Annotated in this window: 12 protein-coding genes and 1 tRNA gene; 4 read left to right on the top strand and 9 right to left on the bottom strand. The window is 65.0% G+C overall.

Annotation, left to right across the window (positions count from 1 at the left end; all coding sequences use genetic code 11):
* Positions 1-590: 590 nt before the first annotated feature.
* Both AB4Y72_RS16650 and AB4Y72_RS16645 read right to left on the bottom strand, forming a co-directional pair.
* Complete coding sequence (locus AB4Y72_RS16650) at positions 591-1,196, bottom strand: DNA-3-methyladenine glycosylase I (protein WP_441427254.1); 606 nt, start codon at positions 1,194-1,196, stop codon at positions 591-593.
* A gap of 163 nt (positions 1,197-1,359) precedes the next feature.
* Positions 1,360-1,614: a cell division protein CrgA gene (locus tag AB4Y72_RS16645; protein WP_441427253.1), complete on the bottom strand. Its 255-nt coding sequence runs from the start codon at positions 1,612-1,614 to the stop codon at positions 1,360-1,362.
* A gap of 340 nt (positions 1,615-1,954) precedes the next feature.
* Here AB4Y72_RS16645 and AB4Y72_RS16640 point away from each other — a divergent pair, with 340 nt between their 5' ends.
* Positions 1,955-2,596, top strand: a complete 642-nt coding sequence (locus AB4Y72_RS16640) for an aminodeoxychorismate/anthranilate synthase component II (protein WP_441427252.1) — start codon at positions 1,955-1,957, stop codon at positions 2,594-2,596.
* Positions 2,597-2,630: 34 nt separating this feature from the next.
* Here the strand turns inward: AB4Y72_RS16640 and pknB are convergent, their stop codons facing one another.
* Genes pknB through AB4Y72_RS16605 form a run of 7 tightly spaced genes read right to left on the bottom strand, consistent with a single transcriptional unit; the run spans position 2,631 to position 12,378 of the window.
* Positions 2,631-4,625, bottom strand: a complete 1,995-nt coding sequence (pknB, locus tag AB4Y72_RS16635; protein ID WP_441427251.1) for a Stk1 family PASTA domain-containing Ser/Thr kinase — start codon at positions 4,623-4,625, stop codon at positions 2,631-2,633.
* A 6-nt stretch (positions 4,626-4,631) separates the two neighbouring features.
* Positions 4,632-6,479, bottom strand: coding sequence for a protein kinase domain-containing protein (locus AB4Y72_RS16630; protein ID WP_441427250.1), 1,848 nt, complete (start codon positions 6,477-6,479; stop codon positions 4,632-4,634).
* Positions 6,476-7,933 (bottom strand): peptidoglycan D,D-transpeptidase FtsI family protein, encoded by a 1,458-nt coding sequence (locus tag AB4Y72_RS16625; RefSeq protein ID WP_441427249.1) that lies wholly within the window; start codon positions 7,931-7,933, stop codon positions 6,476-6,478. Before AB4Y72_RS16625 ends, AB4Y72_RS16630 begins: the two co-directional genes overlap by 4 nt.
* Positions 7,930-9,375, bottom strand: coding sequence for an FtsW/RodA/SpoVE family cell cycle protein (locus AB4Y72_RS16620; protein ID WP_441427248.1), 1,446 nt, complete (start codon positions 9,373-9,375; stop codon positions 7,930-7,932). Before AB4Y72_RS16620 ends, AB4Y72_RS16625 begins: the two co-directional genes overlap by 4 nt.
* Positions 9,372-11,150 (bottom strand): PP2C family protein-serine/threonine phosphatase, encoded by a 1,779-nt coding sequence (locus AB4Y72_RS16615; protein WP_441427247.1) that lies wholly within the window; start codon positions 11,148-11,150, stop codon positions 9,372-9,374. The genes AB4Y72_RS16620 and AB4Y72_RS16615 overlap by 4 nt, the downstream gene beginning before the upstream one ends.
* 2 nt (positions 11,151-11,152) lie before the next feature.
* Positions 11,153-11,635 carry an FHA domain-containing protein FhaB/FipA gene (locus tag AB4Y72_RS16610; RefSeq protein ID WP_441427246.1) on the bottom strand — a complete coding sequence of 161 codons (483 nt, stop codon included), beginning with the start codon at positions 11,633-11,635 and terminating at the stop codon, positions 11,153-11,155.
* The gene (locus AB4Y72_RS16605) at positions 11,632-12,378 is read right to left on the bottom strand and encodes an FhaA domain-containing protein (RefSeq protein ID WP_441427245.1); all 747 of its coding nucleotides are present in this window, start codon (positions 12,376-12,378) and stop codon (positions 11,632-11,634) included. The genes AB4Y72_RS16610 and AB4Y72_RS16605 overlap by 4 nt, the downstream gene beginning before the upstream one ends.
* Before the next feature lie 384 nt (positions 12,379-12,762).
* Here AB4Y72_RS16605 and AB4Y72_RS16600 point away from each other — a divergent pair.
* The 3 genes from AB4Y72_RS16600 (at position 12,763) to AB4Y72_RS16590 (ending at position 17,353) form a co-directional block, all read left to right on the top strand.
* A tRNA-Leu gene (locus AB4Y72_RS16600) sits at positions 12,763-12,845 on the top strand.
* A 130-nt stretch (positions 12,846-12,975) separates the two neighbouring features.
* Positions 12,976-14,100, top strand: a complete 1,125-nt coding sequence (locus AB4Y72_RS16595; protein ID WP_441427244.1) for a tyrosine-type recombinase/integrase — start codon at positions 12,976-12,978, stop codon at positions 14,098-14,100.
* Between the two features lie 70 nt (positions 14,101-14,170).
* Positions 14,171-17,353 carry a hypothetical protein gene (locus tag AB4Y72_RS16590; RefSeq protein ID WP_441427243.1) on the top strand — a complete coding sequence of 1,061 codons (3,183 nt, stop codon included), beginning with the start codon at positions 14,171-14,173 and terminating at the stop codon, positions 17,351-17,353.
* The last annotated feature ends 743 nt before the right edge of the window (positions 17,354-18,096 follow it).

The raw sequence follows: 18,096 nt of genomic DNA, 5'->3' as shown, positions 1-18,096 counted from the left end.
GCGCTGCGAAGCTCAGCAGGGCTGCCACACCCGTCGGAGTTACCGCGGCGGGTTTCAACAGGGTTATTCACAGTGTTAATAACTTGATGGTCTGAGTAAGGGGGGTGGACCCGCCGCCCGGCGGCGCCATGGTGGGGATTCCGGTTTTGCCGTGCCGGAGGTTATCCCCAGCTGTGGATATCTTGTGGGTAGAACACTGTTACTAAGTGGATAACTTTTCCGGGGCGCCCGGCGGGCCCGGAAACGCTCTAACGGGCCGTGCCGGAACGGGCCGTGAGTCTCCGGAGCGCCGAGTTGCACCGGGCAGCCGGACATTGGAACTTTTCCACAGGCAATTCACACTGTTAATAACTTACAGCTCTGTAATTCACATGCTGACGGGAACGTCCGTATCCCCTGTGCGTGCGACAGGGGCGAACGGAGGGCTCCGCGATGCGTGGAGGTGGGGAAACTTATGAACAATGTGGATAAGTTTCCCCAGACTTGTGCACAGGTGTGGATAAACGAAATCCGCCGCTGTGCGGCGCAACCGGGCACAACGTGAGCCTGCGTGAGACCGCCGCCTCGGGGCGCTGCGCAGGGCCGGAGTGTCAGTGCGGCCAGACCCCGGACGATCCGCGCCGGTGGCTGTCCACCAGATGCGTGTCGACCATCCCGATAGCCTCCATGAGCGCGAACATGGTGGTGGGCCCGACGAAGGCGAATCCCCTCTTGCGCAGGGCCTTGGAAAGGGCGATGGACTCGGCCGAGGTGGTAGGAACCTGATCGATGGAGCTGGGCCGGGGCGTGGTCGCCGGCTGGAACGCCCACACAAAGTCAACCAGGCCGCCGTCGTCCCTCAACGCCAGGGTGGCGCGGGCGTTGGTGATAGTTGCCCGGATCTTGAGCCGGTTCCTGACGATGCCGGCATCCAGCATGAGCCGTTCCACGTCGGCCTCGGTGAAGGTGGCCACGATGTCCGGGTCGAAGTCCCTGAACGCAGCACGGAAAGCGGGCCGCTTGCGCAGAATGGTCGCCCAGGACAGCCCGGCTTGGAAACCCTCGAGGCTGATTCGCTCATAGAGACCGTGCTCATCCCTGACCGGCATGCCCCACTCGGTGTCGTAGTACTGGCGCAGCATAGGGTCCACGGCTGCCCACGCAGGGCGGGCCAGTCCGTCATCGCCAATCGTTGAGCCGCTTACTGCAGGAGTCATTCTGGAGTCCTTTGCTGGGGTTATGCCGCTACCGGCATTATCGGTCACAAGGACCTGGCCGGCCGGCACCGAGCCGCCGGAAGAGCGGAGTTCCGGTTTAACGACGACGGGCCGGCACACTGTGTGTACCGACCCGTCAGGGACTTTCGCCGCGGGGTGCGGTTCAGGAACGCCAGCGCGTGGTCATCAGGAAGCCGATGATAGCGATTCCGAACCCGGCGACGATGTTCCACGAGGCCCACGCCTGGACCGGGTAGGCGCCTTGGGTGATGTAGAAAGTGATGATCCACAGCAGACCAATGATCATGAGTCCGAACATGACAGGCTTGAACCAGACCGGGTTGGGCTTGTAGGCCTCCGCGGCAGACGTCTGCGGGGCCACATGGGCAGTCCTTTTACGCGGCTTCGACTCGGGCACTGATCCTCCTTGGCGGGCTGGAACAACAGCGGCAAGCTGGCTTGATATCCTGCAGGAAGTACGCCGCCGGCGGCAAACACGCTCTTGGTCAAGTTTGAATTCTTTTGCTCGCCCAATTCTAGCTGTACTTCAGGCCACACCGATGACCCCGCAGTCGCGTCCTGGAGAACAGTGCCGCAGGTGGAGCGGGGATCCGGACGCCCGGCCCGTTGGGGCTCAGGATGGTGACGTCGCTGGTGCTGGCAGCCGCAGCACTGGTATTGATGGTTCAGGTCCTTTTTCCCTGGCTGGCGAAATTCACCCAGTTAACAGATTCAACGATTGGCTAAGCAAAGCACCCATGAGCACAACCAAGATCCTGGTCGTCGACAACTACGACAGCTTTGTCTACACCCTGGTGGGCTACCTCCAGGAACTCGGCGCGGAAACCACCGTGGTCCGCAACGACGACGTCACCCTCGCGGAGGCGATCGACATGGCCGAGGCCCGCGACGGCGTCCTGATCTCTCCCGGCCCGGGGAATCCGGCAGAGGCCGGCGTCTGCATTGAGTTGATCAAATGGTGCGGCAGCCACAACAAGCCCATGCTGGGAGTGTGCCTCGGGCACCAAGCGCTGGCTGAGGCCTACGGCGGCACGGTAACGCACGCCCCCGAACTGATGCACGGCAAGACGTCCCTCGTGGAACACCGCGGGACAAGTGTCTTTGCCGGTCTCCCTTCCCCCCTTACGGCCACCCGCTACCATTCCCTGGCAGCTGTCCGCGAAAGCATCCCGGAGGTCCTGGAGATCACCGCGGAAACCGCCACGGGGGTTGTCATGGGTCTGCAGCACCGGACCGCGCCGCTGTGTGGTGTCCAGTTCCATCCGGAATCTGTCCTGACCGAAGGTGGCTACCAGATGCTCGGCAACTGGCTCGAATCACTGGGCATGGCCGGCGCCGCGGAGCGGGCCGCCGACCTCAGCCCGCTCATCAAGCACTGACCCTGGAGCGCTGTCCCGGTACCGACTGACCGGGTTACGGCAACAGGCCTCCCACGGACGCATCCTCCTTGGACGCGGACTTGGTCGGTGACGGCGTGGGAGACGGCGTCGGTGTCGGGGAGGGAGACGGCGCCGGCGCCTTCGCCACGGTCACGGCGATGGTCTTGCCTTGTTCAACAACCGAATCCGCCGCATCGGCCTGGCCGGTCACATTCCCCGGCGAAACCTGGGAATTTTCCACCTCGGTGGCGTTGATTTTCAGGCCCAGCGCTGTCAGTTTCGTCTTCGCCTCCGCAAGGCGCAGCCCGATGAGCTGCGGCACGGTCACCTTGCCGGTGGAGACAACTATTTCGACGCCGTCCGCCACCCCCACAACCTGGCCGGGGGCCGGTTTGGTGGTGATGACGATCCCGACCGGGACCGTGGGGTCGTTGGACATCTTGGTGCTCAGCGAACCCGTCAATCCCTTTTGGTGGAGGAGGTCGCGGGCGGCCGCCTCGGTTCGGCCGGGCAGGTCGGTCGGGATGGTGATGGCGCTGGGTCCGTCGGATATGTTGAGAATGATGTCCGAGTTGACGTTCATGGAGCTGCCCGACGACGGCACCGTGCCGATGGCGGTGCCTTTCGGGATGGTCTCGTGCTGCAGTCGCTCGAGCTGAGGTTTGAAGCCGGCGTTATAGAGCCGCTGCAGGGCCTCCGACTCCGTCAGCGAGGTCACCGTGGGAACGAGGACCTTGGCTGCCTGCGGCGGGGCCTGGTTCATGAGGTTGTAGAGCCACAGACCGCCCCCGGCCAGCACCAGCAACGTGAGGACCACCAACGTCGCGATCCAGGTGCGGCGGCGCGACTTCTGACGCGGTGTTTGCTCGCGTTCGACCGGCAGGGCCAGGGGCAGGCTGCCGGTGTCCGCGGTGCCGTAGAGTTCGGTGCCCGCGGGCTGCAGCACCTGGTCATCCTGGGGCATGTCTTCGGGCGTGTCTTCGGCGGGCCGAAGCCGGCCGCCCGGCGAATCGTCGAGGAATTTCGCCCCGGTCAGCGAGAAGGCTGCCGTGGGCGCCAGGGGGTCGTGCCGGGGAACGGCGTTCGTGGGGTCGGTGGGTGCCTCGCTGGCGGCCGGAGGGGTCACCGGAACGCCGCTGCGTGCGGCCCGCAGGGCGCGGCGGAACGCCGCCGCATCCTGGAAACGGTCCGCGCGGTTCTTCTGCAGGGCCTTCATCAGCACGCTGTCCAGCGCCGACGATACCTCAGGGTTGAGGCTGCTGGCGGGCTCGGGGATTTCCCGGACGTGCTGGTACGCCACAGAGACGGGGCTGTCGCCGATGAACGGCGGCCGGCCGGTGAGCATCTCGTACAGAAGGCATCCTGCGGAATAGAGATCGCTCCGCGCGTCCACGGCCTCGCCCCGGGCCTGTTCCGGGGAGAGATACTGGGCGGTACCGACCACGGCCTGCGTTTGGGTCATGGTGGCCGCAGAGTCCGCAATGGCACGGGCAATCCCGAAGTCCATGACTTTTACGCTGTTTGAATCCGGGCAGAACATCACGTTGGCAGGCTTGATGTCGCGGTGCACGATGCCGGCCTTGTGACTGTAATCGAGCGCGGAAAGCACTCCCAGCGTGAAGTCGATGGCCTGATCGATTGTGACGTCCTTGGCCCTGACCATGTCACGGATCGTCTTGCCGGAGACGAATTCCATCACGATATAGGGCACCCGGACGCTGTCGTGGTGATCACCGGGGACGGCGTGGTCCCCGGTGTCGAAGACCGCCACAATCGAAGGGTGGTTCAGGGCCGCGACAGCCTGGGCTTCGCGCTTGAACCGGGCCTGGAACTGGGGATCCCTCGCCAAATCCGGGCGCAGCAGCTTGACGGCTACGGTGCGTCCCAGCCGGGTATCGACGCCGCGGAAGACGTCCGCCATGCCGCCGCGGCCGATCAGCTCACCCAGCTCATAGCGCCCGCTCAGGACGCGCTGCGTGTTCACGGGGCGATCCTCCCTGTGCGACGGTGTGCGGGGTGTATTGCTCATAGCCGCTTAAGGCCCGGACGTGGTGGGCGTGGGCGTGGGTGTTGTGTCCTTGGCCGCCGCCTTGGCGAGGTGGTAGGTCACCACACTGCCCGCGACGACTTTGCTCCCGGAAGGGGGTTCCGAGCTCACAAAGGTTCCGGGGTCTTCCTTCTGGTCGGTGGGAGCGACGTCCGCCCCCTTGGCCCAGCGCAGTCCGGCGTTTTGGATGGCCTGTTGGACCTCAGACTCGCTGGCGCCTGACGGGATGGACGGCACGGGAACCATGTTCGGTCCCTTGGAGTAGCTGACGGTGATCGTGTCCCCAGGGTGGACCGGACCCGAGGGGTCGATGTTCGTAACGGTGCCCGGTGTAGCGTCATTGACGACCTCGGCGCCCTTGACTTGCAGCCCCTTGCCGATCAGTTCGTTGCGGACCTCGTTGTACGGCCGGCCCAGGTAGGCATCGGGGATCAGGTTGATCGCTGCCGGGGTGGACACTGTCGGTGTCGCCGAACTCGGCGTGGGGGTCGGCGTCTCGGACGGGGTCGCGGAGGCCGAGGGTGTGGGGCTGCTCGGCGTCGCGGGGCTGGATGCGGCACCGGTCGTGGCGGGCGTCTTCGAGGGAAAGAGGTTGCCGGCCTGGGTCAACACCACACCGGCCAGGACGAACACCACGAGCAGGATCAGCGCAATCAGCGGCCACGTCCAGGGGCTGCGTCCGCGGCGCTTCTGCTCTTCGACGGGCTCGTCGTAGTCGTCATCCTCGTCGTCCTGCACCCAGCTCCGCTCGGCCGCCAGGGCGTCGGCGCGGTTGAGCGCGTTGCGGGCCCCGTAACCGCTCGCGGCGGCGGCACCGGCCGCCAGACCTGCTGCGGCGCCCGCGCCAGCGGCGCCGACGACGGGCAGTGCGGAGGTTGCCGATGACGACCTGTCCTCCGCAGCGCTGGAGGCAAGGACGCTGGTGGCTGCCGTGGGGACATCCACCGGGGCCGTGATGGGGCCGGTCGTCGCCTCGAAGAGGAGCATCCCGGGAACCGCCGCTTGGGCCGCGGCGATATCGCCGTTACGGATGGCCTCGGCCGCCTCGGACAGTTTGATGGCGTCCGCCGGGCGGTTCTTTGGATCCTTGGCCAACATGGACATCAGCAGGGCACGGACCGGCCTGGGCAGCGTGTCCGGCAGCGGCGGCGGTGCGTCGTTGACCTGGGCCAGCGCGATGGCGATCTGGGATTCCCCGGAGAATGGCCGGTGGCCCGTAAGGCACTCGTAGCCGATCACGCCAAGGGAGTAGATGTCCGAGGCTCCCGTAGCCGTCTGTCCGGTGGCCTGTTCCGGCGCCAGGTACTGGGCGGTTCCCATCACCTGCCCCGTCTGGGTCAGCGGAACCTGGTCGGCCAGACGCGCGATGCCGAAGTCGGTGACCTTGACGCGGCCGTCCGGGGTGATGAGCAGGTTTCCCGGTTTGATGTCGCGGTGCACGAGGCCCTGCGCGTGGGCGATCGCCAAGGCCCGTGCCGTCTGCGCGATCATTGAGAGGGTGCGGTCCGGGGAGAGCACCTGCTCGTGCTCGATGATGCTGCTCAGCGGCTGGCCGGGAACCAGTTCCATGACAAGGTAGGCCGAACCCTCTTCCTCGCCATAATCGAAGACGTTGGCAATGCCCACGTGGTTCAGGAGGGCCGTGTGGCGGGCTTCGGCGCGGAAGCGCTGCAGGAATCCGGGGTCACCCGTGTATTCCTCCTTGAGCACCTTGATGGCGACAATGCGGCCAAGGACCAGGTCTTTGGCTTTCCAGACTTCTCCCATGCCGCCGATCGCAATACGCGTGGTCAGCTGGAACCTGCCGCCGAGGGTGATTCCTGAAGTAGGCCTCACTTATTCAACACCGCCTCAAAAATCTTCTTCGCGTTCGGACTGGTTAGGTTTGCGCCGGTGATGATGTCTACGTTTTCCATGACGATGGTGACAGCCACCTGCGGATCATTTGCCGGGGCAAACCCGGTAAACCAAGAGTTGTTCAGGCCGTTGCCGAGTTCCGCTGTACCGGTCTTGCCGGCCACCGGGACTCCGGGGACGGCTGCCCGGCTGGCGATGCCGTCATCGACCACGCTGACCATCCACTCGTTGATCTGACGCGCGATCTCCGGGGTGGTGGCGGTGCGCAGCGCCTGTGGTTTCGGCTCGCTGATCGCCCGCAGGTCGGGGGCGCGTACGGCCTTGATCAGGTTCGGCTGCATCTGCACGCCGTCGTTGGCGATCGCGGCCGTCATCGTGTTGATCTGGAGCGGTGTGGCCCGGACGTCCCGCTGGCCGATCGAGGACTGCGCCAGCCCGGCGTCGTCCAAGGGTTCGGTCGGGAAGAAGCTTAGGGCGCTGTCCAGCTTGAGCTGGTCCCCGAAGTCCTGGCCGAAGCCGAATTTTTGCGCCTCGTCGGCGATGGCTTTCTGCTTCAGGTCCACGGCGATGCTGGCGAAAGGTGTGTTGCATGACTGCTGCAGGGCAAACGCGAACGACGCCGTGGTGCGGGTGTAGCAATTGCCGCCCGCGTAGTTGGGGAGCGTGTAGTCGATGCCGGGGAAGTGCATCTCCGCGGGGTTGGGCAGCTCGCTGTCCTTGTTGTACTTGCCCGATTTCAGCGCCGCAGAGGTGTCAATGAGTTTGAACACCGATCCCGGTGCCAGCAGCTCCCCTGTGGGTCCGCTGACGTTCTGGTTCAGATTGATCCCCGGGATCTGGTTCAGCTTGGTGTAGTTGGCCTGTTCGGCCGTCGCATCCTGGGTGGCGATCAGGTTGGGGTCATAGGAAGGCTTCGAGACCATCGCCAAGATGGCACCGGTCTTCGGGTTGGTGACCACGATGTGCCCGCGCTGGCCCTCCGGGATGAGGTCGTAGGCAAGCTTCTGGATCTTGGGATCCAGGGTCAGCTCCACGGATGCGCCCTTGGGCTGATTGCCGAGGAACAACTGGCCCACGCGGTCCAGGAACTGCTGGTCCGAGCTGCCGGCCAGCACGTCGTTCATCGACTTTTCCAGTCCGGTAAGGCCGTAGTTCTTGGAGAAATAACCGGTGACGCCCGCATAGAGCTCGGGCTGGGGGTAGGTCCGCTGGAATTTGCAGCTCTCCGTGCCGGGAACCGACTCCGCCACCGGGGCGCCGGCAACGAGGATTGCGCCGCGGTCGTTGCAGTAGTTCTGCAGGATGGCGCGCCGGTTCCAGGGGTTGGCCTTGAGCTCGTCGGCGCCCACCACCTGCACGTAGCTGAGCGCGCCGAAGATCAGCACGAACATCGCGATGGCGGCGATCCATGAATTGCGAATGGCCTGGTTCACAGCTGTTTCACCGCCTCGGTGGGTGCGTCGGGACTGGTTCGGGGGTCCGGGGCCGGTTTGGCAGGCGTCTCGGCGAGTTTCCTGCCCACACCCGGTTCCTCGCCGGGCGGCAGCGGGGTTGTGTCCACCGGACCGCGTGCGGTGTGCGAAATCATCAGCAACAAGCCCACAATGATCCAGTTCGCCAGGAGTGAGGAGCCGCCGGCGGCGAGGAACGGCGTCGTGAGCCCGGTCAGCGGGATCAGCCGCGTGACGCCGCCGATCACCACAAAGCACTGCAGCGCGATCGCGAAGGAGAGCCCCGTGGCGAGCAGCTTGCCGAACGCGTCGCGGGTGCCCAGCGCGGCGCGGAAGCCGCGGGTAAACAGCAGCAGGTACATCAGGACGATCGCGAAGACGCCGATCAGACCGAGTTCCTCACCGAAGGAGGCGATGATCATGTCACTGTTGGCGAAGGGGACGAGGTTGGGCCGTCCCTGGCCCAGGCCGGTGCCGACGAGGCCGCCGTTGGCCATGCCAAAGAGGCCCTCGACAATTTGGAGGCTGCCGCCGAACTCCCGGCCGTAGACCTCCGGAGTGAAGGCGTTGACCCAGCCGTCGATCCGCAGGGCGACGTGTGAGAACACTTTGGCTGCCGCGAAGCCGCCCACGACCATCAGGACGAGGCCGATGATGACCCAGCTGATGCGGCTCGTGGCGACGTAGATCATGACGAGGAACAGGCCGAAGAACAGGATCGAGGTGCCGAGGTCTCGCTGGAAGACCAGCACCCCGATGCTCACGAGCCAGGCGGTGATCATGGGGCCCATGTCCTTGAACCGCGGGAACTGCACCGGGCCGATCTTGCGGCCAGCCAGCAGGATCAGGTCCCGGTTCGAGGACAGGTACCCGGCAAAGAAGATGGCCAGCGTGATCTTGGCGATTTCGCCCGGCTGGAAGGTCATGGAACCGATCTTGATCCACACGCTCGCACCCAGGACTTCTCCGGCGGAGATACCGGGCACCAGCGGAAGAATGAGGAGCGCGGCGCTGACGGCCAGGGAGATATAGGTGAACCGTCGCAGGATCCGGTGGTCCTTGAGGAACCAGATGACCGCGATGGCGACGGCCATCGCCACCAGGGTCCAGCGCAGCTGATTGTTGCCGGTATCCTCACCCACACGGTCAAGCCTGTGGATCATGGCCAGGCCCAGTCCGTTAAGGGCGACGACGAGCGGAAGTAGTACCGGATCGGCATATTTGGCGCGGATCCGCAGCACCATATGGAAGGCGAGTGCGGCCAGGGCCAGGAGGCCTGATTGGAACCAGAAGTCCGCGTCGAAGGCTTTCTGCCGGTCCACGCCCACAAGGGCCTGGGCGCCGATCCCGACCGCGAGGGCCAGGACCAGGAGGACCAGCTCTATGTTCCGTCTTGGCCTGGGGACGGGGTCGATGGGTGTCATTTGACCCCCTCACAGGTTGTCGTCGGGGTGGGGGAGGGCGATGGCGACGGCGAAGGCTTCGCCGCACCGGGGACCGCCTTGGCAGCGTGGGAGGCCGAGGGGCTGGGGACCGCCTTGGCGCTTTGCGAGGCTGTGGGTCTTGGGGTCGGAGTGGCGTGTGCCGAGGGGGTGACGCCCGCCGTCGCCGAGGGCGACGGGGTGAGGCACTCATCGGCCGGGGCGGTAGTACCGGTACGTTCAAGATTCTTGACGATCCGCTGCGCGTCGTAGAGATCGCGGGCGGGCACTGTCTGAAGCACCCGCTGCTGCGAAAATTCGGGAAGATCGGACATCTTGATATCGGTCACCGTTTCGAGGGTGGAAAGCTGGATGGGCCCGAGGCGCTGGGATACGCCGTTGAAGATGGCCACATGCTGATCGTGTTCGCCTATGTAGTAGCGCGTCTGGGTCCAGGCGTAGCCAAGCCACAGCCCCACCGAGAGCAGCGCGACGATCGCAGCGGCAATGGAGACGGTCAGCCACCGGCGCGGGCGTTTGACGGGCCTGAACTCTTCGGCGTCCTCGCGGGGCTGATCCGACTTGTGTGTGAGGACCGTGGCCGCGCGGCGCGCCACGGTGCGCCCGGCGATCGAGGGAATTGACCCTGATTCCGCTGCCGCTGCGGCGGCTCCGACAAGTTCGTGGGGGCGACTGGAGAGTTCCTCCCGCAGGACTTCGGCCGAGAGATGCTCACCGAGATGCGGGTCGGTAGTGGGCTCCGGCTCTTTGGCCCCCGAGCCCTTGTCCGAAGTCTCGCCGTCGGCCGGGGATCCGGGGGCTGCGGAGCGGTCCTGCCGGCCCGTGGCCCCTGCGGTCTCTGGCTCGTCGGAGGACTTCGCGGCGCCGACGGTGCTGCCGGTCAGCGGTCCGGTGGGCGCGGCGGACGCCGTCGGTCCGGCGGCCGGCATGGCGGGCGCGGGGACGACGTCGACGGCGGCGGTCCGGACGTCGTCGGGCATCTGCTCCCCGATGTCCAACACGACGACCGTCACGTTGTCCGGGGCACCGGCCTCCAGGGTCAGTTCAACAAGCCGATCGGCGCATTCGTTCAAGTCCTTGGTCTCCCGGACCGTGCGCTCCACGACGTGGCCTGCCACGTAGTTCAGGCCGTCCGAGCACAGCAGCCAGCGTTCACCGGCCTGGACCGCCAGCGTATCGAGGTCCAGTTCCGGGCTGGCATCGACGTCCCCCAAAACGCGCATGAGGACGTTCTTGTGCGGGTGTGTTTCCGCTTCTTCGGGGCGCAGCCGGCCTTCATCGATAAGCCGCTGGACAAACGTGTGGTCCACGCTGACCTGTTCGAATTCGCCCTTGCGCAGCCGGTAGGCCCGGGAATCGCCGATGTGCGCGAAATGGAGCTTGCCCTCGGCGAGCAGCAGGGCCGTGACCGTGGTGCCCATTCCGGCAAGCTTGGGATTGATGTGGACAAGCTCGGAAAGCAGCGAGTTTGCCGTCTGGATTTCGTCCGCGAGGACGGTGCCAGCGTCGCCGTCGTACTCATCATGGTCCAGGTGGATCATGTCCAAAACGGTCGCGGCGGAGGCGACATCCCCGCCGGCGTGGCCGCCCATGCCGTCGGCAACGACGGCGAGGTATCGGCCCACATAGGCGGAATCGTCATTCTTGGCGCGTACGCGGCCCACGTCGGAGCGCGCGGCGTAACGCATGATGAGCGGCCGCTTCGGGGCAGTTGGTTTGCCTTCGGCCCTGTCTGCGGGAAGATCCGGGGCAGCCACGGCTACGGCCTCAATTCGATGACCGTCTTGCCGATTCTCACGGGGACGCCCAGCTCCACCGGGAGGGCCCGGGTCAGCTGCTGGTCTGCCAGGTAGGTGCCGTTTGTGGAGCCGAGGTCCTCAATGAACCAACGGCTGCCCTGCGGAAACAGCCGCGCGTGGCGTCCCGAGGCGTAGTCATCCTCGAGGACGAGTGTGGCTTCCTGTGCCCGGCCGAGGAGGATGGGGCTCGCCGCGAGGGAGATCGTGGTGCCTTTGAGCGGACCTTCGGTCACGATCAGTTGGCGGGCCTGCTGTTTGACGGGCGCGGGCGGGGGCTCGGCCAGCGAGGGATTCCTGCGCACCTGGCGTGCCGTGGGCGCACCGGCAGCTGCCTTGCGGCCGATCATCAGATCGCGGCGCATGGCAGAGACGATGCCGAAGATCAGCACCCAGAGGAGGATAAGGAAACCGAAGCGAAGCGCCGTTATGGTCAGTTCGCTCATGCGCGGCCGCCTGGGGTAGCGGGCAGTAGGCGGAAGATAATTTTGGTCCGTCCCATCGTGATCGTGGCGCCGTCGGCAAGTTCCGAACTGCCCACGATCTTTTGGCCGTTGACATAGCTGCCGTTCGTGGAACCGAGATCGATCGCCTGGGCGATGCCCGGCCCCGTCCGGATTTCCAGATGGCGGCGGGAAACACCGGTGTCCTCAATGAGGATGTCCGCTTCCGAGGACCGTCCGAGCACAATCGAGGGCGCGTTCAGCGAATAGCGCTGGCCGTCGATGTCCAGCACGGGCTGCAGCTGTGCCGGCTGGCGTGTGGGAGCTGCCGGCACATTGCTGTGCACACCCGGCGGCGGAACGGAGGGGGCAGAGGCTTTCTCGGTCCGTGAGCTGATGTCGAATTCCCCGGTGCGTCGGTCTTCATCGCGTCGGAAACTTATCCGGACCGGTCCCTGGAGGGTGTAGCCCTGGCTACGCACGTGGTTGATGACAACGTCGCACAGTTCTTCCGCGAGCGGTGTGCCCCATTCCTGGGCGCGCTGGAAGTCGTCGCTGCTCAGGAGCACATCAAAGACGTTGGGGGCGAGGGTGCGCCCCGCGGCGATGGTGATGGCCTTGTTGTCCACCTCGGTGCGGAGGCGGCTTGCGATCTCGACAGGCTCAACCTGGGCGCGAGAACCGGTGGAGAAGACTCCGCGGACGGCCTTTTCGATGCCGCGCTCGACTTTGTCCAGCAATCCCATGGTCCCTCTCCTTTCCTGATGGCTGCAGGGCAGCATTCGTTCCTGGAACTCGGTTTCCAACTTTTGCGAGCCCGCTGTCAGCAGACACTCCTACATCAGATACTACTGGGCGTGTCTGGGAATGGCCTCAACGGACGCCGCCGGTACGCCGTCCAAAAGCGGACCGACCCGGGCCTGACGTGCGGGGACGCCCACGGGCGGGCGTCCCGGCGGGACCTGTGCGGACGGCCGGCAATCGGCGGCGCGGGGCCCGGAAGCCGCTTCAGTCAGGGGGCGTATTGGCTCGATTGGTGTTTTGCCGCAATTGTCCGTTATGCTTGATCTCGCTGCTTTTACGAGGTTGGCGGTCCTGAGAACGGGCCCTTTCCGAGTGGAAGAAGTTGCGCGCGAGTGGCGGAACGGCAGACGCGCTGGCTTCAGGTGCCAGTGTCCGAAAGGGCGTGGGGGTTCAAATCCCCCCTCGCGCACGCAAATGAAAGAACCCCGGTCTTTGGACCGGGGTTCTTTTTTGTCTCCACCCACGCGGATGGGATTCTCGCCCACGCGGAGCGGGCTGGGTCCGCGGCCCGTCGTCAAAGTTCTCGCATAGTAATGGGCATGGCCTACTTAGAGCCGCGTACGCGGAAGAACGGAATGACGGCGTTCTACGTCCGTTGGCGGGACCGGCAGACGGGGGAGCCGCTGTCGCAGAAGTTCGATGACGAGGCGGATGCCCGCTTCCTGTTGACCGTTCTTAAGGCACATGACTCGGACACGGACGCCGCCCACAGGAGCGCAGTCGAGTTCTACGCCGAGACCTTCACCGTGTCGAAGATGGTGAGTGAACACATTGCTTTGCTGACGGGCGTGAACGGTTACACCCTGCGACGGTACAAAGGGAATCTGAAAAACCATCTGACAGAGGGTCTCGGTTCCGCAGACGCACGCCTCGTAGGCTACGCCGAAGTCTCCAGCTGGGTTCAGAAGATGCAGTCAAAGGGTTTGAGTTCGAAGACGATCGCTAACGTCCACGGACTCCTTTCCGCGGCCTTTAATACGATGGTCAAATTGAAGAAACGGCAGGACAACCCCTGCAAGGGGGTCTCGCTGCCCAAGAGTGATGCAATCGAGGAAATCTCGACCTTCCTTACGAAGGATGAGTGGGGCCGACTCAGCCGGCTCATCAACGAACCGCACCGTTCACTTTTCGAATTCCTAGCGATGACTGGGCTCCGGTTTTCAGAGGCGACCGCACTCTACGGGAGGGACTTCTCCATTGATCCGCGAGGCCGGACGACAGTGAAAATCACGCGAGCCTGGACCCACGACGAAAACAATACGCCGTACCTCGGGCCGCCCAAGACGGCCCAGTCCCGGCGAACGGTAGTTGTCGATCGACAGCTCGCCATCAGTATCGGACCGCTGCTGCGCGCATCCGCCAAGTCCGGAGCTCACGTTTTCCTTAACAGAGACGGCGAGAGGATGGACCATCGAGCTGCGTGGCATGCATGGGACCGTGCAGTCATAAAGGCACAAGCGTCGGGACTGGGGAAGCGTCCCAGGATCCATGACCTCCGACATTCCAACGCATCCTGGTTGCTCCAAGCCGGCTTGGACCTCTTCAAACTGCAGAAGCACCTAGGGCACAAGAGCATTAACACAACAATCAACCGATACTCGCATCTGCTTCCGGAAGGCTATGACGATACGGCCACCGCCATGGAGAGGGCCTTCGCAAGCTGAAAAACTGGCGCCAGCACGTCCCCGATAGTTCCATACCGGCCGTCAGCGGAGTCGACGCATAGAAACGGGTATGAACACCAATATCGGTTCCATGACCAAGCGGGTTGCCGGGGCTTTGCCCGGCGTCTCCGTGCCAGAAAACAACCACGAAGCCATCAATGGGGCGTTTGCTTCAGTCCCGGCGCTGCACCCGCCCGTAGGGCGCACCGACCCCAAGGCTGCTCCCCGGATTATGCTCATCCAGCGGTGGGCCCCTGAGGACTTCGGCTCGTCCCTGACCGGTTCAGGGGCCCGTAAGCTCGCCGAGTCCGGGGTCGCCCCGTTGGTCGCAATCGCTCGAGGCTACCGCAGCCTGAACGCGGACAACTACTCCCTGCAGGCCAAAGCCATGGGCGTGCGCGCGACCACAAAGCAGGGGATCCGCCTCAAGGACATGTGCTCGTGGCCCGGCCGCGACGCCCTCCAGATGCCCTGGCACACGCCGACGAGCGTGCAGACCGCGAACGCAGACGGGGCCCCGGCGGTCCCGTTCACGTACGAGATCCGTCCTCAGATGGCCGAGGCGGACAAGAACGGGAGGCTGATCGAGTCCGTGATGCTTGACGCGGCCGCCTCCCCGACGGACGTACACCCGGCCACCCCGCTGAACTGGATCGACACGACCGGGCAAGTGATGCTCGTGGAGGGGCTGATGAACGGGGACGCCGCGTTGACCGCGTACCTCCTCTCAATGGGGGTCTCGCGAGAGGACTTGTCCTACGTCGGGGAGGAAACGGTCGACGTCCTGCGGGCACTGCTGGAAGGTATCCCCGCGGAGCGCCGGGTCCTGATCGTTTCCGTCACCGATCTGCGGAGCTGCCGCGGGGAGGTTGTGAACTTCGGCGAGATCAAGCTGCGCGGCAGGGAGGCATGGATCCTCCTGAGCGCTGATCCGGTGAGCGTACCCGGCCTGCGGGCTGCGGCAACGAAGCTCGCCAGCTCCCTGGCCGAGAAGGGGAAGGTGGCCTCGGTGCGGTATGCCGGGCTGACCGTAACGGATGGGGACGGGGAAACCGGATGGGTGGCCCCGGCCGACTACCTGACCGGACACGGGACGTGGAGCACTCTCGTGGCGGCCTTGACGAATGAGCTGCCCTCGGCCCCGGAAGGCAGCGAAAACGAGTACCACGGCGCCGTCCGTGTCGCTAGGGACGGCTTCTCCGTGGAGGAGTGCTTTGCGATCAAGGACGGACCCGGCGGCAGTGTCGGCTCCTATACCTGGAAGAAGATCGTGGGCCTGGGCGGTCGGATCAAGACCCTGGAGGCCAAACGACAGCCGACCAACGACGAACTGCGCACCGGCACCTTCGACGGGAGTGCCCGTGGTCACGACGCCGCCGACTCCAGGGTGGAGATCGAGGTCTCCTGGGAGACGGACGGCATTGCCCGGACCGCGCTCGTCACGGGGCCGGTAACGATCCTCAGCCACCAGCCTGCCGACTGGGTCTGGCAGAAAGCGAACATCCCCACGAACCTGCTGTGCCACCCGTCGTGGCCGCCGCGCGCCGCCAAGGGCGACGCCTGGCTGGCCGCTCTGAAGGCGAACCGGGTCGCGGAGACCAAGAGCCGCACCAGCTGGGAGCAGATGGGCTGGGTGCCCGTCGAAGGCGGCGACCCGGTCTTCCTCATTGGCGACCAGATGATCGGTGAAGTCGACGATGACACGAGCGTCTGCGGCCTGGATGAACGCGACGTCCCGACGCTGCCGATGTTCGGCGTGGGCGACATGCTCGAAGGCGACTTCGAGGATCCCGAGTACCGGGAGATGGTCCGCAAGGACTTCCGCGACGTCGTCGACGCCTACATCACCTCCGGTGCGTGGACGGACCCGGGTACCGCCGCGCTCGTGCTCGGCGCCGCCCTTCGCCCGGTCCTGCCGCTGCGCCCGCGCGCCACCGTGTACTTGTGGGGTCCCAAGGGGAAAGGTAAGAGTTTTTCTGCCAAGTGCATGATGTACTTCTGGGCGCGCCGCCGCGCGAACTGGCAGGACCAGCTCCCGGGCTCGGCCAAGGACACCGTCGCGTACATCGAGATGTGTGTCTCCCGTACCCCGATCTGGGTGGTCGATGACCTGGCCCCGTCGCCTGTGAAGCGGCAGGCCGAATCAGAGGACGCCAAGCTCGGCGACCTGACCCGGTCGATCTTCAACAACGCCTCCAAGGGCCGCATGAACGCGGACATGTCCAGCCGTAAGGTCTACAAGCCCTTCGCGCAGCTGATCATCACCGCCGAGAACGAATTGACGACCCCGTCGGCCAAGGAGCGCCTCATCCCGGCGTACCTGGGCCACGGACGGCTGTCCAAGTCAAAGGAACCCACAACCCGAATCAACCAGATGTCCAAGGAGGAAGGCACCCAGGCCCGGTTCACCTCCCACCTGCTGCGCTACATCCGGTATCTCGCCATCACCAAACCCGGCGGCTGGGAGACGTTCTACGTGCGGCTGGAGGACATGCGCACCACCGTCCAGGGCTTCGCGGAAACCACGATGGAGGAACGCGGCGCCACCGGCGGCTCACTGGAGCGCGCCACCTCCCTGGCCGCGGACATCCTGGTCGTCTTCGACGTACTGGCCCTGTTCGCCAACGAACTGGATATGGGCCCTGAGTTCGCCGGCATCTTCGCCCTGGAGCGCGGCATCGGCAAGGACCTGGTCGCCCTGGTCTGCGACGCCCACGGCGAAAGCAAGAAGTCCAACCCCGGGATCTCCCTGGTCCGGGCACTCTCGTCCCTGCTCGCTTCGGGTGGCGCCCACCTGATTTCCGGACAGAACCCGACGAAGCCGCCGATCCAGGACGCCGACGAGGACGAGTCCTTCGCTAACCACCAGCTCGGCTGGTCGGTTGGAAACGGATCCGACGGGGCGCTGAAGCCAAACGGTCTCAAGATCGGAACGGTCGTGAGCAAGGGCGGACAGAAGATCATCGTCTTCGACAAGGACACGGCCTTCAACATGGCCGCGGAGGCCTACCCGAAGCTGATCCTGCCTGGTCAAGGCGGTACGTCTGCCTGGGCGTCCGTCTGGGACGAGGGCCTGACGCCTTCCGTCGTGACCCGCAGCGTCGACAAAGGCGGGCCGTCGAACACAGTGCGTGTCGACACTGGGTCCGGCACCGGCGCTCAGCGTCCCCGCGTGGCGGGCGTGCCGATCGCCTTGGACCTGATCCTCGCCGGTGGTATCAAGGACCAGGACGAGGCCTACAGCGCCTCCTAACGGCCCAGAAACCCCGCCACACCCGCGATAGGGTGCGGCGGGGTTTTTCGCGCCCTGGCGGCCCTAATGGAGCCCTTCACGGCTAATGGATCTCTCCGCCGGCCCCGCCGGCACAGCCAACGGGTATCGAGGGGCTCTCCAACGGTCCTGACCACGTTCGTCGGACCTTCGCTGGTCACGATTTTGTCGCGATGTCCCATGTCAGGCGCGGAATTTAGTCCGAAGGAGAGGTCTGTGCCGACCCAACCGACCTGTTTACTACACCCCTATAGGAACCAAAGGCATATAGTGTCTGCCAGCCCAAGAGGCATATGGTGCGGAGAGCCCCTATAGAGAGAGTTAAAAGGTCGGTTAAGTCGGTTTATATATTTATAGGGCCCTGCTTCCCAATGCTGGCGCCGATTTTCATGACCACCGGAGCCGTGGTCACAGGGTGGTCAGCGCCGGTCAGGCAACGGAGAAATCCTGGCAGACGACATTAGAGGGCCTGCCGCGGCATCGGCCCGGGGAGCCGAGCGGGATCGGTGCGTGCGTTACGTCAGTCAGGGCGCCGAACAGCTTCCGGCGTGGCCCACAGCTCGGGATTACACCCGGGAACTGCGTCGTGTCGCGCCATGTTTCTCAACTATCTCCATTGGCCGTTCAGCCGCCGTGATCAGGGTTCAGACAGCAGATGGGCGCTGGAGGGGCTGGATGCACGAGACGCCGACCTGTTGGCACTAACGAGCCAGGATTAGTTCCCG

The organism is Arthrobacter sp. YAF34, from assembly GCF_052113245.1.
Taxonomy (GTDB): Bacteria; Actinomycetota; Actinomycetes; order Actinomycetales; family Micrococcaceae; genus Arthrobacter.
Note: the sequence above shows the minus strand (reverse complement) of the source record. Positions and strands in the feature narration are given on the sequence as shown.

Bases quoted from the DNA above. Each gene is read 5' to 3' on its own strand.
- AB4Y72_RS16650 (WP_441427254.1), bottom strand. From the start codon at position 1,196: ATGACTCCTGCAGTAAGCGGCTCAACGATTGGCGATGACGGACTGGCC.
- AB4Y72_RS16640 (WP_441427252.1), top strand. From the start codon at position 1,955: ATGAGCACAACCAAGATCCTGGTCGTCGACAACTACGACAGCTTTGTC.
- pknB (WP_441427251.1), bottom strand. From the start codon at position 4,625: ATGAGCAATACACCCCGCACACCGTCGCACAGGGAGGATCGCCCCGTG.
- AB4Y72_RS16620 (WP_441427248.1), bottom strand. From the start codon at position 9,375: ATGACACCCATCGACCCCGTCCCCAGGCCAAGACGGAACATAGAGCTG.
- AB4Y72_RS16610 (WP_441427246.1), bottom strand. From the start codon at position 11,635: ATGAGCGAACTGACCATAACGGCGCTTCGCTTCGGTTTCCTTATCCTC.
- AB4Y72_RS16605 (WP_441427245.1), bottom strand. From the start codon at position 12,378: ATGGGATTGCTGGACAAAGTCGAGCGCGGCATCGAAAAGGCCGTCCGC.
- AB4Y72_RS16595 (WP_441427244.1), top strand. From the start codon at position 12,976: ATGGCCTACTTAGAGCCGCGTACGCGGAAGAACGGAATGACGGCGTTC.
- AB4Y72_RS16590 (WP_441427243.1), top strand. From the start codon at position 14,171: ATGAACACCAATATCGGTTCCATGACCAAGCGGGTTGCCGGGGCTTTG.